The organism is Cryobacterium sp. AP27 (assembly GCF_056680495.1).
On record NZ_CM155285.1, the window covers coordinates 435,636 to 459,603 of the forward strand.

General features: G+C 67.4%; 22 protein-coding genes. 16 read left to right on the plus strand and 6 right to left on the minus strand.

What is annotated here, in order from left to right; all coding sequences use genetic code 11:
* The first annotated feature begins 3 nt into the window (after window positions 1-3).
* The 6 genes from AC1MB9_RS02065 (at window position 4) to AC1MB9_RS02090 (ending at window position 5,867) form a co-directional block, all read left to right on the plus strand.
* A complete protein-coding gene (locus AC1MB9_RS02065; RefSeq protein WP_479963383.1) occupies window positions 4-552 on the plus strand; it encodes a helix-turn-helix domain-containing protein in 549 nt (182 codons plus the stop codon).
* Window positions 553-694: 142 nt separating this feature from the next.
* A complete protein-coding gene (locus AC1MB9_RS02070) occupies window positions 695-1,618 on the plus strand; it encodes an ABC transporter substrate-binding protein (RefSeq protein ID WP_479963384.1) in 924 nt (307 codons plus the stop codon).
* The gene (locus tag AC1MB9_RS02075) at window positions 1,618-2,523 is read left to right on the plus strand and encodes an amino acid ABC transporter permease (RefSeq protein WP_479963385.1); all 906 of its coding nucleotides are present in this window, start codon (window positions 1,618-1,620) and stop codon (window positions 2,521-2,523) included. Before AC1MB9_RS02070 ends, AC1MB9_RS02075 begins: the two co-directional genes overlap by 1 nt.
* A complete protein-coding gene (locus AC1MB9_RS02080) occupies window positions 2,520-3,287 on the plus strand; it encodes an amino acid ABC transporter ATP-binding protein (RefSeq protein WP_479963386.1) in 768 nt (255 codons plus the stop codon). The genes AC1MB9_RS02075 and AC1MB9_RS02080 overlap by 4 nt, the downstream gene beginning before the upstream one ends.
* 31 nt (window positions 3,288-3,318) lie before the next feature.
* Window positions 3,319-4,272 (plus strand): agmatinase, encoded by a 954-nt coding sequence (gene speB, locus AC1MB9_RS02085; protein WP_479963387.1) that lies wholly within the window; start codon window positions 3,319-3,321, stop codon window positions 4,270-4,272.
* Window positions 4,269-5,867, plus strand: a complete 1,599-nt coding sequence (locus AC1MB9_RS02090; RefSeq protein WP_479963388.1) for a 5-guanidino-2-oxopentanoate decarboxylase — start codon at window positions 4,269-4,271, stop codon at window positions 5,865-5,867. Before speB ends, AC1MB9_RS02090 begins: the two co-directional genes overlap by 4 nt.
* A 22-nt stretch (window positions 5,868-5,889) precedes the next feature.
* On the opposite strand, the gene AC1MB9_RS02095 is transcribed toward AC1MB9_RS02090, so the two are convergent.
* The 3 genes from AC1MB9_RS02095 to AC1MB9_RS02105 form a co-directional block, all read right to left on the minus strand.
* Complete coding sequence (locus AC1MB9_RS02095) at window positions 5,890-6,969, minus strand: acyltransferase family protein (protein WP_479963389.1); 1,080 nt, start codon at window positions 6,967-6,969, stop codon at window positions 5,890-5,892.
* A gap of 113 nt (window positions 6,970-7,082) precedes the next feature.
* On the minus strand, window positions 7,083-8,576 hold the full coding sequence (locus AC1MB9_RS02100) for a DUF4389 domain-containing protein (RefSeq protein ID WP_479963390.1): 1,494 nt from the start codon (window positions 8,574-8,576) through the stop codon (window positions 7,083-7,085).
* Between the two features lie 105 nt (window positions 8,577-8,681).
* The gene (locus AC1MB9_RS02105) at window positions 8,682-9,479 is read right to left on the minus strand and encodes an IclR family transcriptional regulator (RefSeq protein WP_479963391.1); all 798 of its coding nucleotides are present in this window, start codon (window positions 9,477-9,479) and stop codon (window positions 8,682-8,684) included.
* A 199-nt stretch (window positions 9,480-9,678) separates the two neighbouring features.
* Here AC1MB9_RS02105 and AC1MB9_RS02110 point away from each other — a divergent pair, with 199 nt between their 5' ends.
* The 10 genes from AC1MB9_RS02110 (at window position 9,679) to AC1MB9_RS02155 (ending at window position 20,039) form a co-directional block, all read left to right on the plus strand.
* Window positions 9,679-10,392, plus strand: coding sequence for a CoA transferase subunit A (locus AC1MB9_RS02110; RefSeq protein ID WP_479963392.1), 714 nt, complete (start codon window positions 9,679-9,681; stop codon window positions 10,390-10,392).
* A 25-nt stretch (window positions 10,393-10,417) separates the two neighbouring features.
* Complete coding sequence (locus tag AC1MB9_RS02115; RefSeq protein ID WP_479963393.1) at window positions 10,418-11,074, plus strand: 3-oxoacid CoA-transferase subunit B; 657 nt, start codon at window positions 10,418-10,420, stop codon at window positions 11,072-11,074.
* Window positions 11,071-12,264, plus strand: coding sequence for an acetyl-CoA acetyltransferase (locus tag AC1MB9_RS02120; RefSeq protein WP_479963394.1), 1,194 nt, complete (start codon window positions 11,071-11,073; stop codon window positions 12,262-12,264). The genes AC1MB9_RS02115 and AC1MB9_RS02120 overlap by 4 nt, the downstream gene beginning before the upstream one ends.
* Before the next feature lie 98 nt (window positions 12,265-12,362).
* Window positions 12,363-13,121 (plus strand): LamB/YcsF family protein, encoded by a 759-nt coding sequence (locus AC1MB9_RS02125; protein ID WP_479963395.1) that lies wholly within the window; start codon window positions 12,363-12,365, stop codon window positions 13,119-13,121.
* Window positions 13,122-13,125: 4 nt separating this feature from the next.
* The gene (locus tag AC1MB9_RS02130) at window positions 13,126-14,763 is read left to right on the plus strand and encodes a 5-oxoprolinase subunit B/C family protein (protein ID WP_479963396.1); all 1,638 of its coding nucleotides are present in this window, start codon (window positions 13,126-13,128) and stop codon (window positions 14,761-14,763) included.
* A gap of 4 nt (window positions 14,764-14,767) precedes the next feature.
* Window positions 14,768-16,513 carry an acetyl/propionyl/methylcrotonyl-CoA carboxylase subunit alpha gene (locus AC1MB9_RS02135; protein WP_479963397.1) on the plus strand — a complete coding sequence of 582 codons (1,746 nt, stop codon included), beginning with the start codon at window positions 14,768-14,770 and terminating at the stop codon, window positions 16,511-16,513.
* Between the two features lie 29 nt (window positions 16,514-16,542).
* Window positions 16,543-17,229, plus strand: a complete 687-nt coding sequence (locus tag AC1MB9_RS02140; protein WP_479963398.1) for a GntR family transcriptional regulator — start codon at window positions 16,543-16,545, stop codon at window positions 17,227-17,229.
* A gap of 105 nt (window positions 17,230-17,334) precedes the next feature.
* Window positions 17,335-17,742 (plus strand): arsenite efflux transporter metallochaperone ArsD, encoded by a 408-nt coding sequence (arsD, locus tag AC1MB9_RS02145; RefSeq protein ID WP_479963399.1) that lies wholly within the window; start codon window positions 17,335-17,337, stop codon window positions 17,740-17,742.
* Window positions 17,743-17,747: 5 nt separating this feature from the next.
* Complete coding sequence (arsA, locus tag AC1MB9_RS02150; protein WP_479963400.1) at window positions 17,748-19,514, plus strand: arsenical pump-driving ATPase; 1,767 nt, start codon at window positions 17,748-17,750, stop codon at window positions 19,512-19,514.
* Window positions 19,515-19,541: 27 nt separating this feature from the next.
* On the plus strand, window positions 19,542-20,039 hold the full coding sequence (locus AC1MB9_RS02155; protein WP_479963401.1) for a hypothetical protein: 498 nt from the start codon (window positions 19,542-19,544) through the stop codon (window positions 20,037-20,039).
* Between the two features lie 13 nt (window positions 20,040-20,052).
* Here the strand turns inward: AC1MB9_RS02155 and AC1MB9_RS02160 are convergent, their stop codons facing one another.
* From AC1MB9_RS02160 to AC1MB9_RS02170, 3 genes are all read right to left on the minus strand, one after another.
* On the minus strand, window positions 20,053-21,471 hold the full coding sequence (locus AC1MB9_RS02160; protein WP_479963402.1) for an HNH endonuclease signature motif containing protein: 1,419 nt from the start codon (window positions 21,469-21,471) through the stop codon (window positions 20,053-20,055).
* 243 nt (window positions 21,472-21,714) lie between these two features.
* Window positions 21,715-22,518 carry a putative hydro-lyase gene (locus tag AC1MB9_RS02165; protein ID WP_479963403.1) on the minus strand — a complete coding sequence of 268 codons (804 nt, stop codon included), beginning with the start codon at window positions 22,516-22,518 and terminating at the stop codon, window positions 21,715-21,717.
* A 5-nt stretch (window positions 22,519-22,523) separates the two neighbouring features.
* The gene (locus AC1MB9_RS02170; RefSeq protein WP_479963404.1) at window positions 22,524-23,753 is read right to left on the minus strand and encodes an NRAMP family divalent metal transporter; all 1,230 of its coding nucleotides are present in this window, start codon (window positions 23,751-23,753) and stop codon (window positions 22,524-22,526) included.
* Window positions 23,754-23,968 lie beyond the last annotated feature (215 nt).

Sequence of the window (23,968 nt, forward strand, 5' to 3'; positions counted from 1 at the left end):
ATCATGTCTCGTCAGGTTCCCATTGGTCTGCGGCTGCGCGCCGCGCGGTTGAGCAAGGGCCTCACCCTGGGGGCGGTGGCGGCAACCGCCGGCATCACGCAGGGGTTCGTGAGCAAACTCGAGCGCGACCAGGTGTCGCCGTCGGTGGCCACGCTCGTGGCCATCTGTGACGCCGTCGGCCTCAGGGTCGGCGAGCTGTTCGAACCGCCCACCGCGCAGGTCGTGCGCGCCGGCCAGGGTTCGCCGATCAACTTCGGCGGCCGGGGCGCCGCCGAGTACCTCATGACGCCCGGCACGCAGAATCAGGTGGAGGTCATCCGCTCGGTCATCGAGCCCGGAGGCACCGCCGGCGTCGACATGTACGTGCTCGACTGCGATGTCGAGTTCGTCTTCGTGATCAGCGGCTCGCTCGACCTCACCATCGGTGAGGATGCCTTTGTGCTTGATCACGGCGATGCCATGACCTTTCGCGGTCGCGACCCGCACACGTGGCGCAATTCCTCGGATACCGAGGAGTGCGAAGTGCTCTGGGTGCTGACGCCCGCACCGTAGGCCGATACGGAATCGTTACTTGACAATGGCGTCAGGTACACCGGAGCATGGTCCTACAGTTGCCTAATAAGAACTATTTCTTTACTTACACGCACGTTTCCTCTTCCCGCTTTTCCCCCGCACGTCGAGACAAGGACGCCTCATGAAGACACTCACCACCCGAACGGGACTGGCCCTGCTGGTCGGAACGATGGCCACCGGTCTGCTGCTCTCCGGCTGCGCAGCCCCCGACGCGGCCCCGGCCGACGCCGAAACCACCACGCCGATGATCACCGTCCTCAACGCGGACACCACCCTCGCCGCGTCAGTCCCCGCCGACCTGCGCGACGCCGGCACGGTGCTCGTTGCCTCGGGTGTGTCCTTCCCGCCGATGGAGTTCTTCGACAGCGACGGCAGCACCGTCATCGGGTTCGACGCCGACCTCGGCGCCGCACTCGGACAGGTACTCGACGTGGAGTTCAAGTTCCAGAACGTCAACTTCGACGGCATCGTCGGCGGTATCGCGGCCGGACGCTATGACCTGTCGCTCACCGGTATCCTCGACACCGTGGCGCGCCAGAGCGAGGTCGACTTCGTCGACTACCTCCAGTCGGGCGTGTCCATCCTCGTCGCCTCGGGCAACGACGTGGCCATCAACGGGTCGGGCGACCTGTGCGGGCACACGGTCTCGGTCGAGAAGGGCGCCACCGGCGACCTCACCATCGACGGCCTGCAGGGCGCCTGCGCGGAGGCCGGAACGCCCCCGATCGAGAAGATGCCGTTCCCCGACCAGGCCAGCGCGGTGCAGGCCGTGGCGAGCGGCCGCGCCGACGCATCCGTGGCGCTCGACGTCACGCTGGCGTACACGGCGCAGACCTCAGACGGCGCATTTGAGCTGACCGGTGACCCGTTCGACACCCTCCCGGTGGGTGTCGTCGTCCCCAAGGACAACCCCGAGCTGCGCGACGCCGTGCAGGGCGCCCTGCTGAAGGTCATCGACTCCGGCGTGTACGACGAGATCCTCGCCAAGTGGGGCCTTGAGAAGCAGGCGCTCACGGGCGCTCCGATCAACTCGGGCACCGTCTAATGACGACGGTCACCAGAACTGACGGCCCACGCCTGAGTGGCGGGCGGGTCATCCCCGTCCGCCACCCGGGTCAGTGGGTCGGAGTCGGCGCGATCCTCGTGGCCGCGGCCCTGTTCATCCAGTTTCTGGTGACCAACGACAAGCTCAGGCTCGACCTCGTCGCCGGTTACCTGTTCGAACGTTCGGTGATGCGCGGCCTGCTGATCACCCTTGAACTGACCGTGCTCGCCATGGTGCTGGGGATCGCGCTCGGCACTGTGCTGGCGATCATGCGCCTGTCCGGTAACCGTGTGCTGAGTTTCGTGGCCTCCAGCTACGTCTGGTTTTTCCGCGGGACACCGATTCTTGTGCAGCTGCTGTTCTGGTTCTTTCTGGGGTCGATCCTGCCGGTCATCGGCATCGGGATCCCGTTCGGACCGACGTTCCTCGAGATCCCCACGAATGTGCTGATCAGTCAGTTCACCGCGGCGATTCTGGGACTCGGTCTGAACGAGGCCGCGTACATGGCCGAGATCATTCGGGCCGGCATCAAATCGGTCGACCCTGGCCAGGGCGAGGCGGCCGAAGCGGTCGGCATGAGCCGGTTGCTCGCGTACCGCCGGATCATCCTGCCGCAGGCGGCCAAGGTCGTGCTGCCTCCCATCTCGAACAACACGATCTCGATGCTCAAGCTCAGCTCGCTGGTGATCGTGATCGGGCTACCCGAACTCCTCACCGCGGTTCAGCTGATCTACTCCCGCAACTTCCAGCAGATTCCGCTGCTGATCGTCGCGAGCATCTGGTACCTGCTGCTCACGACCATCCTGACCCTCATCCAGAACCGCATTGAGCGCAGGCTCGACCGGTCGATCACCGGCCCGAGACCGCAGCTGCGCGTTGCCCAGCGACAGGACACTCCCTCATGATCGAAGAACCTCTTGTTCGGGCCGTGGACGTGCGCAAGAGCTTCGGTGACCTCGAGGTGCTGCGCGGCATCGACCTCGATATCTCCCGCGGCGAAGTCGTCTGTGTTCTCGGCCCCTCCGGCTCGGGCAAGTCCACGTTTCTGCGCTGTATCAACCACCTGGAGCGCATCGACCGCGGCGAGATCTGGGTCGACGGGCACCTCATCGGCTACCGCCGGGCCCGTGGCAACACCTACGAGCTGCGTCCCAGTGAGATCGCCGCGCAACGCCGCGGCATCGGCATGGTCTTCCAGAAGTTCAACCTGTTTCCGCACCGCACGGCCCTCGAAAACATCACGGAGGCGCCGATCTTCGTCAAGAAGATGGGCCGGGCCGCGGCCGAGAAGCGGGCGCACGAACTGCTCGAACGCGTCAACATGGGTGACCGCGCCGACTTCTACCCGGCTCAGCTCTCCGGCGGGCAGCAGCAGCGGGTCGCGATCGCCCGGGCGCTCGCCCTCGACCCGACTCTTATGCTCTTCGACGAGCCGACGTCGGCCCTCGACCCCGAACTCGTCGGTGAGGTGCTCGACACCATGAAAGACCTCGCCCGGGACGGCATGACCATGATCGTGGTCACCCACGAGATCGGCTTCGCCCGCGAGGTCGCCGACCGGGTGGTCTTCATGGATGCCGGCGTCGTCGTGGAGCAGGGTCCGCCGTCGCAGGTGCTCGACGCACCCGAGCATGCGCGCACCCGCAGCTTTCTCGCCAAAGTCATCTAAGTCTTCCGTTCAGCCTCCCCAAAGGAACCCCATGTCTGACACCCCGATCGGCCCGCTCGACGCGAGTCTCTCGCCCCGCTACGCCGGTATCGCCACCTTCGCCCGTTTGCCTCGCCTCGAAGATGTCGGCCACGCCGATATCGCCGTTGTGGGGGTGCCCTTCGACAGCGGTGTGAGCTACCGCCCCGGTGCTCGTTTCGGCCCGGCCCATGTGCGTGAAGCCAGCCGGTTGCTGCGCCCCTACAACCCGGTGCAGGACGTCTCGCCGTTCAGCGCCCAGCAGGTCGTCGACGCCGGCGACATCGCCGCCAACCCGTTCAGCATCGACGAGGCCATCACCCAGATCGAAGCGGCGGCCCGCCAGCTCGGCGAGGGCGGAACCCGGCTCGTCACCATCGGCGGCGACCACACGATCGCCCTGCCGCTGCTGCGCGCCGTCGCCGCGAAGCACGGCCCGGTCGCCGTGGTGCACTTCGACGCGCACCTGGACACCTGGGACACCTACTTCGGCGCCCCCGTCACGCACGGCACCCCGTTCCGCCGCGCGTCCGAGGAAGGCCTGATCGATATGACGGCCAGCCTGCATATCGGCATCCGCGGCCCGCTGTACAGCCGTCAGGACCTGACCGATGACGCCAGGCTCGGCTTCGCCATCATCGCCGGGCACGAGGTGGAGACGGAGGGCGTGGCCGGAGTAGTGAAGCGGATGCTCGCCCGCCTCGGCGACCGCCCCGTGTACGTGTCGGTCGACATCGACGTGCTCGACCCCGCGCACGCCCCGGGGACGGGCACCCCCGAGGCGGGCGGGCTGACCAGCCGGGAACTGCTCGGCATCCTCCGCGCGATGAGCGCCGTGAACCTCGTGGGCGCCGACGTGGTCGAAGTCGCGCCGGCCTACGACCACGCGCAGATCACCGCCGTCGCCGCGTCCCATGTGGCCTACGAACTCATCTCCGCCATGACCCCGAGGGAGGTCGAAGCGTGAGCGCGGTGACCGCCAACGGCGGCGCGGCGGTCGTGCGGGCGCTCAAGGAACAGGGCGTCGAGGTGGTCTTCGGCATTCCGGGCACCCACAACCTGGAGATCTACCGGGCCCTCGCCGGCTCCGACATTCGGCACGTGACGCCTCGACACGAACAGGGCGCCGGCTACGCGGCAGATGGCTACGCCCGAGTGTCGGGGCGACCGGGGGTCGTCGTCACGACCAGCGGCCCCGGACTGACGAATGCGACAACGGCGGCGGCGACGGCGTACGCTGATTCGATCCCGCTGCTGGTGATCTCCCCGGGAATCCCGCGCGGGTTGGAGGGCAAGAACGTCGGCTGGCTGCACGAGGTCAAAGACCAACAGGGCCACCTGGAGGCGCTGCTCGAGCGGAGCGTTCGCGTGCACAGCGCGGCCGAGATCGGGCCGGCGATTGCCGAGATCTTCGACCGGTGGCGGGTGGAGCGGCCGCGTCCGGTGCACCTCGAGGTGCCCATTGATGTGCTCGAGGGGGACTGGGAGCCGTCGGCGCCGAGCGCGTCGACCGCGAGGGAGCTGCCGCATCCGGCGACAGCCGAACTGGACAGCGCCGCGGCCCTGCTCGCGTCCGGTCAACGAGTGAGCATTCTGGCCGGCGGAGGGGCCCGTGGCGCCGTCGCGCAGGTTCGTCGGCTGGCCGAGCTGCTCGACGCCCCCGTCGTCACGACGGTGCACGGCAAGGGCACGTTGCCCGAGTCGCACCCGCTCTCGCTCGGGGCGTCGGCCCGGCTGGCGCCTGCGCAGGGAGTGCTGAACGATTCGGATGTTCTGCTCGTCGTGGGCTCGGAGCTCGGGGACTCCGACCTGTGGGGCGGCGAGATCCGGCCGGCCGGCCAGGTGATCCGGGTGGACATCGATGCCGGTCAGCTGGACAAGAACCTCACGGCGACCGTGCGTCTGCGCGGCGATGCCGCGGCGGTCATCGACGACCTCGTCGCGCGAGTGCAGGCATCCGGTGTCGTGGCATCGCACGGAACCGAACGCGCCGCGCAGGCGCGGGGCGGCATCGAGGCCACCGCGCTGGCCGACGGCGCGCTGTGGCGTGAGGTGCAGGACGTGCTGCGCCAGGCGCTGCCCGCCGACACGATCGTGGCCGGAGACAGCGCGCAGGTGTCGTACTACGGAACGGCGCACTTCTGGCCGATGGAGGAACCGAACCGGTTCCTGTACCCGACCGGCTATGCGACCCTCGGCTACGGACTGCCGGCGGCAATCGGGGCGAAGACGGCTCTGCCGGACGCGCCCGTTATCGTGCTTGTTGGTGACGGCGGCTTTCAGTTCACCGCCATGGAGCTCGTGACCGCCGCGGAGCAGGGCCTGGCCCTGCCGGTGATCATCATGAACAACTCCGGTTTTGCCGAGATTCGGGATCAGGAGATCGAGCGGGGAATCCCGTTGATCGGTGTCGACATCTCCGGTCCCGATTTTCCCGCGCTCGGCGTCGCGTGCAACGGATACGGGGTGCGGCTGGAGGGCATGGACGGGCTGGCGGACGCGGTGCGCGCTGCGCTCTCCGCCGACCGCCCCACGGTGATCGAGGTCGTCGTTCCGGCCTGAGACGACCGGAGCTGCCGCAGCGTCAGATCGCGGGCGTGGACAGTTTCGGGGGCATGGCCTTCTGACGGGTCGTGGCCTCGAAACGCGCGCGCAGCCGATTGAACGGGGTCTCGACGAGAAACCAGCTCACCACTGCGGCCAGCAGAGTCAGCGCGATGGCGGCGAACTGCCGGCCGGCACCGAAGCCGCCGTCCATCAGCCACCAGCTGACGGGATAGTTCCAGAGATACGCCGCGTAGGACACGATTCCCAGCCAGACCAGCGGGCGGGCGGGAGCGGGGACGACACCCCAGTCGCGTACCTTCCAGATGACCAGCACGGTGCAGAGCCCGATGATCGGCCCGCCGAGGAGATACATCAGGATGTTGTCTTTGGCGTCCGGCAGGAACGTCAGGAACAGGAGCCCGCCGCATCCGAGACCCGCCCCAACGATCGCCCGCCGTCCCTGCAATACCCGCGACAGGGGATCCGCGCCGAGCTGTGCGGCCGCGCCGATGACCATGGAAATCGTCCAGGTCGTTGGGCGGGAATAGATCTTTCCGATGTCGGGGAAGGTGAGCACGAGCGTGAAGACCGTCGCCAGGATCAGTGCGGCGGCAGCAAGCGCGACGATCAGGCGCAGCTTCCTGAATCGGATTCCGATGACGATGAGCACCGGCCACAGAATATAGAACTGCTCCTCGTTGGCGAGCGTCCACAGGTGGTTCAGATTGGTGCTGCCGTGGTTGAACCCCGGAATGTTCATCGTGTACGTCAGCGAGGTCAACACCGACCGAAGCACCTGGTCGCGCGTGCCGGAAACGTTGAACACGCCCTCGGCGATGGTGAAGCCGAGGAGCAGGAAGAGCAGGGCCGGCACCAGACGGATCGCTCTGTTCCGGTAGAAGCGGGCGTATCGAATCCTGCCGAAGCGGCGCACGTCACTCGCAAGCAGTCCCGTGATCAGGTATCCGCTGAGAGTGAAGAACGCGACAACGCCCACGATGCCCCCGCCGCCAAAATACTCGGGCCAGGAATGTCGCAGGAGCACGAGAAGGATCGCGGCCCCGCGCAAGAGGTCGAGACCCTGAATGCGGGTGCGGGTGTTCCCGGCAGGGTGCATGTGCGCTCCGATGGCTTCGTTGGTATGTCGTATCCTAGCGACGCCGGGGCGGTCGCCCGGTGCGGCGCGGTCGCACGGGTCGCGTCGGCCGATCGGTCGCGGCCGACGGATGCTTAGTGTGTCGCGACCGGCTCGTCCGCGCCCTGATCAAGACGGAAGGGCGGGTACTCGTCCCGGAACAGCGCCGTGTAGGTGAGCACCCGCAGCACCCACCGGTTGATGCCGAGAATCAGGTCGAAGAGCGGCCTCTGGTAGCGGCCGCTGAAGAGCAGGATCACGGCGGCCACGAGCACGAGGAGGCCCAGCAGGGAGATGCCCGCGGTGACGCCGGTGGGCATCCGCCCGGCTAGTGTCCAGCCGCCCGTCCACGTGGTCCCGGTGGCAGCGCCGGTGAGGGCGGCCACGATCAGCAGGTGCGGGATGGCCAGAAGCCACGACTTCACAAAAATGAGTCCGCGGGAGAGGCGCTCGGGGTAGGCCACGTCGAACTCGGCCGGGTAATCGGTCGTGTCGAGCGTGAACGGCGGATACCGGTCCGTGCCGAGCGCCGAGTACGAATAGTACGCCACTCGCCAGCCCCAGCGGATGACCCCCACGTTGAAGTTGAACAGGGCGCGCGGGTACCGGGCCGTGAACAGAATCGCGAACCAGGCGATGATCGTGACGATCGCGAAGGCAAACCCGAGGAAGAACAAAATAATGACGTGCGGGATGATGAGCAGCCATTTGACCAGCCAGAGCCCGCGCGAGAGTTGCGGGTCGAGTGTGCCGCGCACCCGGGACGGATAGAGCCAAGCGGGGGCCGCGCTCGCCGCAGGCACCGACCGCGCCTCCATGCCGGCAGCGGACGCGTCGCCGCGGTCCTGGTCGCGACCGAGCAAAATGGCGCCGATCAGGATCAGGGCGATGCCCACGAGCAGGGCCAGAAGACCGCCGATGATGAGGAACGCGCCGAGAGCGCCGAGGAAGCCCACTCGCGCGCCGACCGACACGTCGGCCGACACGCCCTGGCTCGCGTCGACGTTCATCATCACGATGGTCCAGTCGCCGGCCGGGATGGTCGCGCCATCCGTCGCAGCGAAAACGAGGTCCTGCGTTCCGGTGCCGGCCGTCGAGGCAGCCCAGAAGTCCTGAGTGCCCGGTGGTGCCGGCTGTTCGGTGCCGGCCACCTCACGAAAACGCGGCGTGAACGGCGCCGTCTCCACGCCGGTGATCTCCGAGTGCGCGGCGGTGTCGAGGTATCGCTCAACATCGACGGTGGGACCTACCCCGAGAAACAGCGGGTTGTTCGCCTGCGTCCCAGTGGCCTGCAAACGGATGCTCCCCAGATCTCCGCGGATCAGGTTCTCTCCCAGTTGGCTGCCGAGGTTGAACGACGGGGACGTCACCGCGTAGGTGTCGACGGAGATTGTTTCCGGCGGCGTGCTGAAGAAGCCTTCGGAGCCCTGTTGCGCATTCGCCCAGGCCAGCGTTGAACCACCGAGCAGCGTGGCGAAACCCGACGAGGCGATGAGGGAACCCAGAACGACGAGGATGAGCAAGCCTGCCCGGCGACCACCCCCCGGTCGCGCGGGCGGTGCGGTAGACGTGGCCGGTGTTGTGCTCATGCGTGGTACCTCAGGCATCCTCGGAATGTGATCAGCAGGCGGTCTCAACGATGATGCACCCGGATAGCGGGTTACAGGGCCATTCGTCCCGAATTGACATTGCCGTTAGCGGGTGTGCTGCAGCTTCTGAGTGATCTTGTGCGCCTCATCGAGCAACAGCTGGCCGAGGTAGGGCTGCCGACCGGCTCGAAAACGCGGCTCGATGCCGGTGAGGGAGAGCGCCCAGGTGGGTCGTCCCGCCTGGTCGAAGATCGCCGCACCCATTCCCCAGCTGCCCTCGAGAATCAGTTCGGGGTTCACCGCGTAGCCCGTGGCCCGCGTCCGCTCCAGATGCTGCCGAATGGCGGCGGGGGAGTGCTGTTCTCCCCAGCGTTCCCGGAAGGTGTCATCCTGCACGAGGAGCCGGTCCACCTCATCGGATGCGAGGTACGCGAGGATCGCGAGGCCGGCGGATGCGACACCGAGCGGAAATCGCACGCCCTCGTGCAAGACGAAGGAGCGAATGGGAAAGCTGCCTTCCTCGCGCAGCAGACAGACGGTTTCGGCACCCCGGCGGATGGAGAGGAATGCGCTTTCTCCGGTCTCTTCGGCGAGCCGGTGCAGACTCGGACGCGCGAGATCCTCGATGGGATACGACTGCGCAGCCACGGCGCCCATCACGAAGATCTCCGGCCCGAAGCGCCAGGTGCCCGCGACCGGGTCGTGGTCCAGCAGGCCCTCACCGAGCAGCGAGCTCAGCATGCGGTGCACGGTGGGCCGGGTGAGTCCGCTCTCACGCACGATCCGGGCCAGCGGAAGACCGCGGGGCTCCTGACCGACAATGCGCAGCAGCCGGGCAATCCTGCTCACGACCTGCGCCCCCTGCACCTGGGCGGGAGTTCGGCTCGTGTCATCGCCTGCCATGGTGTCCGTTTCTGTCGAGGGATCGATGCTGTCCATTATATGGACATAACGCGTCCGTGCGGTCACGGCATGGATGCCTTAGCCGATAACCCGCCCACAAACATTGACAGGGATGCGGTGGCCGCGGTTGGGTAGGTAGTGACCGATTTGTCCACAAAGTGGACGACAATCCATCCGCACTACTCAACGAGGAGATCCAGTGACCAAGGTGCAGACAAGTGCGGCAGATGCTCTCCAGGATGTGCTGCGGGACGACATGACGCTCGCCGTGGGCGGCTTCGGTCTCAGTGGCATCCCAGCGGACCTGATCGACGCGGTGCGCGCATCCGGGGTGAAGAACCTCACCGTGGTCTCCAACAACATGGGCGTCGACGGCAAGGGTCTCGGCGTGCTGCTCGAGGCCGGGCAGGTGCGCAAGGTGATCGCCTCGTATGTGGGGGAGAACAAGCTTTTCGCCGAGCAGTTCCTGGCCGGCGCCCTCGACGTGGAGTTCAGCCCGCAGGGCACCCTTGCCGAGCGGTTGCGGGCAGGCGGCGCGGGCATCCCGGCGTTCTATACCAAGACCGGCGTGGGCACGCTCATCGCCGAGGGCAAGCCGCTTGCCGAGTTCGACGGGGTCACCTATGTGCAGGAGCGCGGGATCGTGGCCGATGTCGCCCTCGTCAAGGCTCATATGGCCGACACCCGCGGCAATCTCGTCTACCGCTACACCGCACGAAACTTCAACCCGGTGGTCGCGACGGCCGGTCTTATGACGATCGTCGAGGCGGAGCGCCTGGTGGAGGCGGGAGAGATCGAACCCGACCATGTGGTGACCCCCGGCGTCTATGTTCAGCGGATCGTGCAGTCACGCAACCGCAGCAAAGACATTGAACAACGCACGGTCCGCTCCCGCGACGCCATCGCGGCCTGATCACTACCGAACTGAGGAGAAGACCATGACCTGGACACGCGATGAAATTGCTGCGATCGCGGCCGAAGAACTGGCCGACGGCGACTACGTGAACCTCGGGATCGGCATTCCGACGCTCGTGGCCAACAACCTTCCGGCGGGAATTTCCGTCACCCTGCAGAGCGAGAACGGACTGCTCGGCATGGGGCCGTTTCCGTTCGAGGGCGAGGAAGACGCCGACGTGATCAATGCCGGCAAGCAGACCGTGACTGTGCTGCCCGGCGGTTCGATCTTTGACTCCGCCACCTCGTTCGGCATGATCCGCGGCGGGCATGTGAAGGTCGCCATTCTCGGCGCCATGCAGGTGGCCGGAAACGGCGACCTCGCAAACTGGACCATCCCGGGCAAGATGGTCAAGGGCATGGGCGGCGCCATGGACCTCGTGGCCGGCACACCGCGCGTCGTCGTGCTCACCGAGCACGTCGCCCGCGATGGTTCCGCCAAGATCGTCACCGAATGCACCCTGCCGCTCACCGGACTGGCCGTGGTCGACCGCATCATCTCGGACCTCGCGGTGTTCGATGTGACGCCGGGCGGCCTCGTGTTGCAGCGTCTCGCGCCGGGCGTGACCGTGGCGGAGATCCGGCACAAGACGGAGTCCGCCTTCTCGGTGGCTGCCGAGCTGTCGGAGGAGCTCGTATGAGCCTGAAGGAACAATTCGGACGCGATGTGCTGCTCACCGGTTGGGGCCACAGTCGCTTCGGCAAGCTCGTCGACGACACGCTCGAGAGCCTCATCGTCCAGGTGGCGACGGAGGCCCTCGCCCACGCCGGCATCGACGCGAGCCAGGTTGACGAGATCTTCGTGGGCCAGTTCAACTCGGGCCTGACACCACTCGCGTTTCCCTCGTCGCTGGCGCTGCAGACGGATGCCGGACTGCGGCACGTGCCCGCGACCCGGGTCGAGAACGCCTGCGCGTCTGGATCGGCCGCCGTGCAGCAGGGCGTGAAGTCGATTCTCGCCCGTACCGCGCGTACCGTTCTCGTGATCGGGGCGGAGAAGATGACGCACGCGCCGGCCGACCTCGTCGGCTCGGCGCTGCTCGGAGCGGACTACGACAGGGCCGGGATGCCGTCGAGGACCGGGTTCACCGGGCTTTTCGCCACGGTCGCTCAGGCCTATGCGACACGCTACGGCGCCATCGGTGATGTGCTCGGCTCCATTGCCGCGAAGAACCATCGCAACGGCGTGGCCAACCCGTACGCACAACTGCGCAAAGACCTCGGCGAGGATTTCTGCCAAACCGTCTCGGATCGTAATCCGATGGTCGCCGAACCGCTGCGCCGCACCGACTGTTCACCCGTCTCCGACGGTGCGGCCGCGATGGTGCTCACGACCGAGCCGCATCGTTCCGGCACCGCGGCGACCGATCCGGTTCGGCTGGCAGGTTTCGGGCAGGCCAACGACTTCCTGCCCGCCGCTCGCCGGGACCCCACCGAGTTCGCCTCGACGCGGGTCTCGTTCGAGCGGGCCATGACGATGGCCGGTGCCGGGCTCGACGACCTCGACTTCGTCGAGGTGCACGACTGCTTCACGATCGCCGAACTGATCATGTACGAGGTCATCGGCCTGACCGAGCGCGGCCAGGGGCGCCGGGCGATTGAGGAGGGCTGGGCCTACGTCGGCGGACGACTTCCGATCAACGTGTCCGGCGGGCTCAAGGCCAAGGGGCATCCCGTGGGCGCGACCGGGGTCTCGCAGCACGTGATCTCCGCCATGCAGCTCACCGGAACGGCGGGCGAGATGCAACTGCCCGTGGCGCGCCGTGCCGCCGTGCAAAACATGGGCGGCGTCGGCGTCGCCAACTATGTGAGCGTGCTCGAGGCGGTGTAACCGGGAGCGATTCGGCACCAATGCGCGCAAGATTGTTGAACAATCGGCGTGAGTAGTGCAGTCTGGAGAGAACAATTTTCTCGAGACGGAAGGCAACGATGCCCACCATTGACCTGAACAGCGATGTCGGGGAGTCCTTCGGTAACTGGACCTTCGGTGATGACGCCGCGATCATCGCCTCGGTTTCGAGCATCAACGTGGCCTGCGGCTTCCACGCCGGTGACCCGAGTACCATCCGGGCCACCTGCGCGGCGGCCGCAGAGGCCGGGGTGACCGTGGGCGCGCACCCAGGCTACCCCGACCTGGCCGGCTTCGGCCGCCGGTTCATCGAGATGAACCCCACCGAGCTGACCAACGACGTGATCTACCAGATCGGGGCCGTGCAGGCCCTGGCCCGGGTCGCCGGCACCGAGGTGCGCTACGTGAAACCACACGGCGCGCTCTACAACGCGATCGCGCACCACCCCGAGCAGGCCCGCGCGGTGGTCGAGGCTGTGCTCGCCGTCGACGCGAACCTGCCCGTGATGGTGCTTCCGAAAACCGAGATCGAGCGCGCCGCACGCGCCGCCGGTCTGCGCACCGTGGCCGAGGGATTCGCCGACCGCGCCTACAACCCCGACGGCACCCTGGTGTCCCGGGCGCTGCCGGGCGCCGTGCTGCACTCCGTCGACGCCGTCATCGAGCACGTGCTGCGCCTCGTCGGCGACGGCCAGGTGCGCGCCATCGACGGATCGCTCATCTCGGTCGACGTCGACAGCGTGTGCCTGCACGGGGACACCGCCGGCTCCGTCGCACTGGCCGCGGCCGTGCGCGATGCCCTCGCCGACTCCGGCGTCACCATCGCCAGTTTCATCTAAGCCGATGACACACCACATCCACGACATCAGGCCCGCCGGAGACCGCGCGGTGCTGGTTCAGCTCGGCAGCCTCAGCGACGTGCTGCGCCTGCAGCACGCCCTCGCACAGCATCCGCTGGGCGGCCAGGTCGACGTGGTGGCGGCCGCACTCACCGTGCTCGTGACCGGGGACTCCGCTCAAGCGGCCCGCCGGTTCCCGGCCGCGATCCGCGGCCTCGACCTCGGCGCCGAGGCCGACGCCGACGACACCCTCGTGATTCTCGACGCCATCTACGACGGCGAGGACCTCGACGACGTGGCGGCGGCCACCGGCCTGAGCCGCGATGCCGTGATCGACGCGCACACGAGCCAGGTCTGGACCGCGGCCTTCGGCGGGTTCGCCCCCGGATTCGCGTACCTCGTGGGCGAAAACGAAAGCCTTAACGTGCCGCGGCGCGACACCCCGCGCAAGGCGGTTCCGCCCGGTTCGGTGGCCCTCGCCGACAACTACTCGGCCGTGTATCCGCGGAAGAGCCCCGGTGGCTGGCAGCTGATCGGCCGCACCGACGCCCTGCTGTGGAACCTCAACCGCGAGCAACCGGCCCTCGTGAAGCCCGGCAACCGGGTGCAGTTCCGCGCCGTACGCGAATTCGCGCGGGCGGCCGCGGCCGTCGCGGAACCCGGCGCGGACGCCGCCGGTGACCTTCGAATCGTCGACCCCGGGATGCAGACCACCATCCAGGACCTCGGCCGGCCCGGCCACGCCCACCTGGGCGTCACGGGCGGCGGCGCCCTCGATCGCGGCGCGATGCGACGTGCCAACCGTGTGGTCGGCAACCCCGCCGATGCCGCGGTGCTCGAAAATGCGCTCGGCGGATTGATCCTCGAGGCGATCACGGACCAGGTGATCGCCGTGAGCGGCGCCGGAGGAGAGCTTGCCATCGTCGGGGCCGTGCCCAACGAGGCCGACGCGCCCGATCGGGGCCGCCCCGGCACCGATCGGCTGGCGCCCCGGGACGCACCGTTCGCCCTGCTCGCCGGGGAGCGGCTCACGGTATCCGCACCGGACTGGGGCGTGCGCAGCTACCTCGCGGTGCGCGGCGGCATCAATACGCCCGTGATTCTCGGGAGCCGCTCCACCGACACCCTCTCGGGCCTCGGCGCGGCGCCGCTCATGCACGGCGACCGTGTCGCCGTGCATGGCGCCCCGCCCACGAGCGTGGTCGGCAACCCGGAGACCTCGCCGACGCAACCCACGGAACTCACCGAGCTGCGGTTTGTGCCGGGTCCACGCGCCGACTGGTTCAGCACCGAAACGCTGCAGCAGCTGACCGTCGCCGAGTGGACCGTGACCGCGCACTCCAACCGCATCGGCCTGCGCCTCGACGGCGACCCGCTCGAACGCTCCCGCCTCGGCGAGCTGGCCAGCGAAGGGACCGTCGCGGGGGCAATCCAGGTGCCGGCCTCCGGACTTCCGGTGCTGTTCCTCGCCGATCACCCGGTCACCGGCGGATATCCCGTGGTGGGAGTCGTGGTGGCGAGCGACCTTGACCGTGCGGCGCAGCTCGACGCGGGTGCCCGCATCCGCTTCGTACCCGTAGTGGACGAACAGCCTGATCCCAACGAACAGCCTGATCCCAACGAACAGACAGTAGAGAGCTGACACCGTGCAGAAAGTATTGATCGCCAACCGCGGCGAGATCGCCGTGCGCATCATCCGGGCCTGCGACGATGCAGCGCTCGACTCCGTGGCCGTGTACGCCGATGTGGACGCCGATGCCCTGCACGTGTCCGAGGCCACCGAAGCGTATGCCCTCGACGGCAATAGTCCCGCCGACACCTACCTGAACGTGAACAAGCTGCTCGGCATCGCCATGCGCTCGGGGGCCGACGCCGTTCACCCGGGCTACGGGTTCCTCTCCGAGAACGCGGACTTCGCCCAGGCCGTGCTCGATGCCGGCCTGATCTGGATCGGCCCGACACCCGAGAGTATCCGGGTTCTCGGCAACAAGGTGTCCGCGCGAGAGATCGCCATTCGGGTGGGCGCCCCGCTCGTGGCCGGCTCGGAAGGCACGGTCGAATCCGGCTCCCAGGTACGCGCCTTCGCCGAAGAGCACGGCCTGCCGGTGGCCATCAAGGCCGCGTTCGGCGGCGGCGGGCGAGGCATGAAGGTGGTCTGGAAGCTCGACGAGGTGGAAGAAGCCTTCGACTCCGCGGTACGCGAGTCCCAGGCCGCGTTCGGTCGCGGCGAATGCTTCGTGGAGCGGTTCCTGCACGAGCCGCGCCACGTGGAGGCCCAGGTTCTCGCCGACGGCGCGGGCAACGTGATCGTCGTCGGCACCCGGGACTGCTCACTGCAGCGCCGCAACCAGAAGCTCGTCGAAGAGGCGCCCGCGCCCTTCCTCACCACGGAACAGCGCGAGCAGATCTACACCTCGGCCAAGGCGATCTGCCGCGAGGCCGGCTACACCGGTGCCGGCACGGTGGAATACCTGCTCGGTCAGGATGGCAGCGTGTCCTTCCTCGAAGTGAACACGCGGCTGCAGGTGGAGCACCCGATCACTGAACAGACCTCCGGTGTCGACCTCGTGCTCGCCCAGCTGCAGATCGCCGCCGGCGGCCCGCTCCCGGTGCAGGACGACCCTGAACCACGCGGCCACGCCTTCGAATTCCGCATCAACGCCGAAGACCCCGGTCGCGGCTTTCTGCCATCCCCGGGTACTGTGACCCGGTTCGTGACACCCACCGGCCCCGGCATTCGCGTCGACTCCGGCGTGCGTGAAGGCGGCACAGTGCCGGCGCAGTTCGACTCCCTTCTGGCCAAGCTCATCGTCACCGGCGCAGACCGCCAGCAGGCGCTGCGCCGGGCGCGGCGGGCACTGACGGCGTTCGAGATCGAGGGACTGCCCACCGTGCTGCCCTTCCACCGCGCGGTCGTCGAGACCGAGGCCTTCAGCGGGATCGAACGCCTCGGCGTGCACACCGGCTGGATAGAGGGCGACTTCGCCGCGGCGATCAATATCGACCCCGCGTTTCACACGGTGGCGCCCGAATCCGAACGCCGTACGATCTCCATCGACCTCGACGGAAAGCGGATGTCCCTCGGCCTGCCTGCCGGGCTGCTGGCCGGGCTGGGCCGGGATGCCGGCTCGGGCGCAGCATCCGACGTTGGTCCCGTGGCCGAGGAGGCCACCGATCCGACGTCACTTCGCTCCACGATGAGCGGCACCGTCGTGAAATGGCTCGTGGAGGAGAGTGAAACGGTTGCTGAGGGCGACCCCGTTCTCGTGCTGGAAGCCATGAAGATGGAATCCATTGTGGTGGCACATATCAGCGGTACCCTCGCCGACAAGCTTGTGCAGGTGGGCGACGCCGTCTCGGCACACGCGGCCGTCGCGTCCGTGGTGAACTGATCCCACCGTCGACCCCATAGGTTGGGACTATGACTCTCGACGATATTCTGCAGGACCTACGTCGACAGAGTTCCGACCCGAGGCATGCCGAAACGGGAATATGGGTGGCCTCGGTGCTGCGCGAGCGCATTGCCGCTGGCCAGCTGGCCCCCGGTGCCAAGCTCTCGGAACATGCCCTGAGCGAGGTGCTCAGCGTGTCCCGAAACACTCTCCGCGAAGCGTTTTCGACGCTCGCGGCCGAGCACATCGTCGTGCGGTTGCCGAACCGGGGCGTCTACGTTGCCCGTCCGTCGGTTGAGGACATCCGCGAGATGTACCGCGTGCGGAGGTTTCTGGAACCGGCGGCGCTGTTGTGGTCTCCGGCGGGGGACACCGCGCCGCTCCATGCGGCCGTGGCGCGTGCCCGCGAGGCCCGCGAGGCCGGCTCGGTTCCCGGGATGGCCGATGCCAATCAGAAATTCCACGCGGCACTCGTGGCGCTCACCGGCAGTGAACGCCTGGTGCTGCAGATGACACAGGTACTCGCGGAGATGCGGCTCGTGTTTCACTCCATGGTCGCGGACGGCGGCTTCCACGCTCCCTACATCGAGGAGAACGCCCGGATTCTCGGCCTGCTCGACGACGGCGCACGCGCCACGGCCGCCGACCTCATGACCGAGTACCTGCACCGCGCCGAGGCACAGTTGCTCGCTGCCGTCAGTCAACCGGCCGCCTGAGTGGAACATATTTATATTGATAAATGTCGATGTATAGGGCCATACTGAAGTATCGACAATGTTCGATGTAACGAACGCTTCAACAACGAGAACGAGGAGAACACCATGGCCGTCATTCGAATCTACGAGCCCGCGCTGTGCTGCGACACCGGAGTCTGCGGAGTCGACGTCGACCCCTCCCTCGTGGAGCTGACCGCGGCCGTGCGCAGCCTGCGCGACCTTGGTGCGGACATCCAACGGCACAACCTCGCGACCGACCCGATCGCCTTCACCGAGGACGCCGCCGTGAGCGCGTTCATGCACGTGGTGGGATCGACGGGACTGCCGCTCACCCTCGTGGACGGCGTCACCGTCGCGACCGGCGCCTACCCGCCCCGGGAACAGTTGTTCGCCTTCGCCGATCTCGCACCGCGTCCGGAGCGCACGGAGCTGGGGCTGGCGGAGGCAGCGCCAGCGCCCACGCCGGCGTCCGCGAGTGGATGCTGCGGCGCTGCCGAGACCACCTGTTGCTGAGTGCCATGGTGAAATTCCTTGCCGACGCACCCCGATTTCTGTTCTTTACCGGTAAGGGCGGAGTGGGCAAGACCTCCGTTGCCTGCGCCGCGGCCATCGACCTTGTCGGCCGGGGCCGAAGGGTGCTGTTGGTGAGCACCGACCCGGCATCAAACGTCGGCCAGGTCTTCGGCCTCACCATCGGCAACACGGTGACGCCGATCGAGGAGGTGCCGGGCCTGTTCGCCCTCGAGATCGACCCCGAGCAGGCGGCCGAGGCCTACCGGGAACGCATCATCGCGCCGGTGCGGGGACTCCTGCCCGACAGCGAACTCGCGAGCATTGCCGAGGGACTCTCCGGCTCGTGCACGACCGAAGTCGCCTCGTTCGACGAATTCACCAACCTGCTGACCGACGACAGCCTGCTGCAGTCGTACGACCACATCGTCTTCGACACCGCTCCCACCGGCCACACCATCCGCCTGTTGCAGCTCCCGGGGTCCTGGACCGAATTCCTCGACGCAGGCAAGGGCGATCCGTCGTGCCTCGGCCCGCTCTCCGGGCTGGAGAAGCACAAGACGGTCTACGCCGCCGCGGTGGCTGCCCTTGCGGACCCGGCCCGCACGCGCCTGATCCTGGTGGCGCGCGCCCAGCCATCGTCCCTGGCGGAAATCGACCGCACCTTCTTCGAGCTGCAGCAGATCGGCATCAACGGCGGCTATGTCGTCGTCAACGGTGTGCTTCCTTCCCGGGCGGGCACTGAACCGATCGCCGCCGCGGTACGAGCGCGGGAATCCGAGGCCATGGCTGGTATGCCGGCCGCGATCGCCGGGCTTCCGCGCGACGTTCTCGAGCTGAAGGCCGGAAACATAATGGGCGTCGATGCCCTTCGCAGCCTGTTTGAGCCCACCCCGCCGTTGCCGTCCGAACCGGTCATACCTCCGTTCGTCGACGTGCCGGATGCGCCGCTGGGTCGTTTCGTGGACGAGCTGGAGCCGGCCGGCTATGGCCTCGTGCTGTGCATGGGAAAGGGCGGCGTGGGCAAGACCACCGTCGCCGCGGCGATTGCGGTCGCCCTCGCGCAGCGCGGGCACGCCGTGCACCTGACAACCACCGACCCGGCCGCACACCTCACGGAAACCCTGCACGGGAGCATTCCGGGACTCCGCGTCTCCCGCATCGACCCGGAGCAGGCGATCCGCGAATATCGGGATCATGTCATGGCGACAAAGGGAAAGAACCTCGACGCCGACGGGCGAGCCGCCTTGGCCGAAGACCTGCTGTCGCCGTGCAGCGACGAGGTGGCGGTGTTCCGGCAGTTCTCCAAGGCGGTGCATGATTCGCGGCACGAGTTCGTGGTCGTGGACACCGCCCCCACGGGCCACACGCTGTTGCTTCTGGACGCGACGGGTTCGTATCACCGCGAAATCTCCCGTCAGATGGGCGACAGTATGTCGTTCGTCACCCCGTTGATGCGGCTGCAGGATCCGGCCCTGACGCGGGTGATCCTCGTCACCCTGGCCGAGACCACGCCGGTGCTTGAGGCCGAGGGGCTGCAAGGCGACCTCGAGCGCGCCGGTATCCACCCGTGGGGATGGGTCGTGAACAACTCCATCGCCGCGGCGCATCCGGAAACGCCCTTCCTGCAGGCGAGAGCCGCAAACGAGGTCGAACAGATCGACACGGTGCGCACCCTCGCACAACGGGTCGCGATCGTTCCGCTGCTCGCGAGCGAGCCCATCGGCGTGGACAAACTCGCTGCGCTCACCGCCCCGGCGACGCAGCCCGCCTGAAGCCCACGCGGTCGCTAGGCTGGGCCCATGGTGAAGCGGTATTGGCGTGTCTCCGTCGCCGGGCTGGGGATCGGCTTCGGCCTTGGCTTTTTGCTGTTCGTGCTCGTGGTGGCCCCCGACCGCTTGGGCGGTGCGGGATACCTCACCCGTTCGGCGGCAGTGCGGGAGTCGCTGACGTACGGTGCCATCGGAGTCCTCGTCGCTGCGGTAGCGTGTGCCGGCGGATGGCTCGCCGTCGCGCTCCGTGATCGTCGACTGGAGAAGGAACCGGGCGCGCGAGCAGCGGCGGCGGCCGGCGGCGCGGCGGCGGGAATCATCATGCTCGGTATCGCTGCAGGGGTCCTCGGCCCGAGTCCCGCTTCCAGTATTGGGTTCTATCCCGTCATCACAGTGCTCACCCTTGTGCTGGCGATTCTGTCCGCGATCGCGGCCGCCGCTTTGATCGCGTACGCCGAGAGGACGCGACGAGCGGGCCGTGTGAAACCACTCCCGCCGGTGCGAGAAGGCCGCTGGACGACCTTTTAGCCGCCGCGATGGCTTAGATGGGGCAGTCGCCGGGGTGGGTGATCGGTGTGGTCCATGGGTCGACGTGAAGCCGTCGCGGGATCGCCGGCACGGTGTCGACGGGTGCGGCCGGTGGGCGGATGCGGGTGGCGGGGTGGGTGGCGTAGTGCTTGCCCGCCGGGCTGGTCCACTCGAGGGTGCCGTTTGTGTTCTGTTTGACGGACCATCCGGTTTCGTGCTTGACGCGGTGGTTGCGGCGGCAGAGGTGGGCGAGGTTCGAGAAGACGGTTTCACCTCCGTGTTCCCACGCCAGGGTGTGGTCGATGTCGCAGCCCGGGGCGCGACGGTTGCAGCCGGGGAACCGGCAGGTTCCGTCTCGCAGTTGCAGCCACGTTTTCAGGTCCTTCGGGACCGCGTACCGGGTGCGGCCGACGGACAGCACCGCTCCGGTCTCCGGGTGCACGAGGATGCGGGTGAATGAGGTGGCCGTTCCGGCGAGCCGGCGGGCGATTTCCGGGTCGATCGGCCCGAATCCTTCCAGCGTGCCGGGCTCCTCGCTCTGGCCCATCAGGGTGAGGACGGGAACGGTGACGTAGACGTTCGCCCGAATTCCGGCGCCGAGCCCGGTCTCCGTGACGCCGTGTAGGAGCAGGTCCACCACGGCGTCGGTGCGCAGTTGGGTGAGGGTGCGGGACTCGTCCATGGTGTTCAGGTCTTTCGCCATCACTTCGACGCGGTCGCTGATGGCGCTGGCGTCTTCGTTGCTCAGCGTCATCTCCAGATACCCCATTCCGTCCCGCCCCGGGCTGACGAAGAAGCAGCGATCGGCGAGGGCCCGCTTGTGCCGCACGGCGATGGATTCTGGGTGGGAGATCTCACGAACCTTCACGGCCTTCTTCCTGAACTGAGGCACGGTCAGCGTCTCACTGTCCGTGAGCGCCTTTTGTTCGAAGACGGTCCACGCCTCGTCCGGGAGGGCGAGTGCGTTCTCGATCATGATCTCGGCGTGGCGGTAGCTGATGTCCCCGCGGTGCAGGGCATCGCGGGTGGCGGGGAGGCGGTGCTGGAGTAGTTCGCTGTGGCAGATGAGGTTACGAGCGGTGTTCTCCGGCAGCGTCAACAGGCAGGCCAGTTCGGCGACGAGGCCCTCGTGCGCGGCCTCGCGCGGCGACCACTCCACATACGTGCGCGGCCCGCGGGCGTGGACGGGCAGCCCCGTTTCGGCGGTGGAGTCCGTCCAGCGCCGCACGTCGTCGACGGCCGCCGCACGGCCGGCCTGCGCGGCACAGATCGCCCGGTCGAAGTCTTTGACAACGTCGAGCAGACGAGTGCGGGTGTCGTCGGCAGCGGCGCGTTCCTCGTCCAGTTGGGCGAGGGTCAGGGTGACGGGTTCGGGCGGGGTGGTCGCTCCCGCGGCATCCTCCGGAGGAGGAACTTCTTCGTTGTTCTCCATACCCTGATTATCCCACGAATCAAAGAAACATTCGAGAAACACTCACGGCTGTGGAGAACTTAATTAGTATGTAAATTCTGTCCTTGGGTTGTGAGATTGGCTCGCGCGGTCTCGAGATGCGCCGTAGACGGCGCTCCTCGACCAGCGGGGTGGGGGGAGGTTGGGTCGCGCGGTCTCGACAGGCTCGACCAGCGCTTGGATCGAGCCTGTCGAGATCAGAGGGGCCGCGGGAGGTCGGTGGGGTTAGGGAGTGACAAGGTAGTCGGAGTCCCGGGCGTCGGTGATGAGCATGTGGCCGGGCGCATGGCCGATGGCCAGTGTCGGCCGTGACTCCATCACAGCAGCCTGCGGCGTGACCCCGCAGGCCCAGAACACCGGAACCTCGCCGGACCTGACGACGACCGCGTCGCCGAAGCCCGGCCGGCCGAGGTCGATGCCGAGGGCCGCGGGGTCGCCGACATGCACGGGGGCGCCGTGCACCGCCGGGTACTGCGACGTGATGCGCACGGCATCCGCTACCCGGTGCGCCGGAATCGGCCGCATCGACACCACGAGCGGGCCGGACAACGCGCCCGCCGGCGCGCACCGCACGTTCGTGCGATACATGGGCACATTCACGCCCTGATCGATGTGCGCGATCGCGATTCCGGCCGCCTGCAACGCCGCCTCAAAGGTGAAGCTGCATCCCACGATGAAGGTCACCAGGTCGGGCCGCCACCACTCGCCCAGATCGGTGGGCTCGGCAACCAGCACGCCGTTCTCATAGACCGTGTAACGGCCGACGTCGGAACGGATGTCCCCTCCCTCCAACAGCGGACCGCTGGTTTCGCCCGCATCCAGCACGCCCAGGATCGGGCAGGCCTGCGGATTACGGGTGGCGAACAACAGCACGTCGAACGCCTGGGAGCGCGGAACGATGAGGAGGTTCGCCTGGGTGAACCCACGCGACCAACCTGCCGTCGGAGTGACCAGGCCGTTTCGGAACAGCGCGCGCGCCGCGGCCGGGGTGACCGTCGCCGGGTCGGCGGGCACGACGGGAATGAACACGTGCTTTACACCCAGAGCTTGACGAGGCCGCCGAGGGACTGGTATCCGAGAAACAGCGTGAGCAGCCAGGCGAGCACACCGATGATGAGCAGCCATTTGGGGTACACGTAGCCGCCAAGCAGGTCGCGGCGACGCCATGCCACCCAGATGATCACGGCGAAGCCCACCGGCAGGATGAGGCCGTTCACGGCACCGGCCATGATGAGCAGCGTCGCGGGGGCCTGGCCGATGAGGGCGAAGACCAGGGTCGACACGGCGATGAAGACGCAGGTGGCGATGCTGCGCACCCGGGGGGAGGTTTTCGCCGTGGTGACGAAGGACACCGAGGTATATGCGGCACCGATCACGGAGGTGATGGATGCCGCCCACAGGATCACGCCGAAGAGGCGGAAGCCGAGGTCACCGGCCGCTGACTGGAACGCTTCGGCCGCGATGTTGTCGCTGGTGAGGGCCACACCGCCGGCGACAACGCCGAGGATTGCGAGGAACAGGAGAATGCGGATGACGCCGGTGATGATGATGCCGAGAACGGAACTCCGCGTGATCTCGCGAACGTTCTCCTTGCCGGAAATACCGCCGTCGATCATGCGGTGCGCTCCGGCGTACGTGATGTAACCGCCGATGGTGCCGCCGATGAGCGTGGTGATGATGAGGAAATCGATGTTGTCCGGGATGACGGCGTTCTTGATGGCGTCGCCGAGCGGCGGCTGCGACACGATGGCCACATAGCCGATGAGCACGAGCATCAGCGCGCCAAGGATGACGACGATCTTGTCGAGCGCCAGTCCGGCGCGTTTGCTGAGGAAAATGGCGATGGCCACGGCCGCGGAGAGGATGCCGCCGAGCCGTGGGTCGATGCCCAGCAGCACGTTGAGTCCCAGGCCCGCGCCACCTGTGTTGCCCACGTTGAAAACGAGGCCACCGAGGAAGATCAACGCGGCGAGAAACCAGCCGGCGCCGGGCAAAACCGTATTGGCCAGTTCCTGGGCGCGCTTGCCGCTCACTCCGATGACCCGCCAGACGTTCAGCTGGATGGCGATATCAACGAGGATCGATACCAGGATGGCGAACGCGAAGGCGGCGCCGAGCTGGACCGTGAAGGTTGTCGTCTGCACGATGAAGCCGGGGCCCACCGCGCTCGTGGCCATGAGGAACATGGCGCCGAGAAGAGCACCGCGGTGCTGGCTGCGGGGCTTGCGTCCCTTTTCGTGGACAGGAGGAACCGTGGTGACCATGTGCTGAGCTCGCTTCGTTGGGGGCTGACCGCAGCGCCGGTGACCACTGGGTGTGTGAAAGCCTACGATTGTTGAACAATCAACGCAAGCACAAGTGTCCACTTGGCCGGAATACGCGGGCAACGCGGTCCGTTCGACCGCAGCGACGTGATGCGCGCGCCGGTGCGATCCGGCAGCATCGGGCACACGGGCACACGGGCACACGGGCACACGGG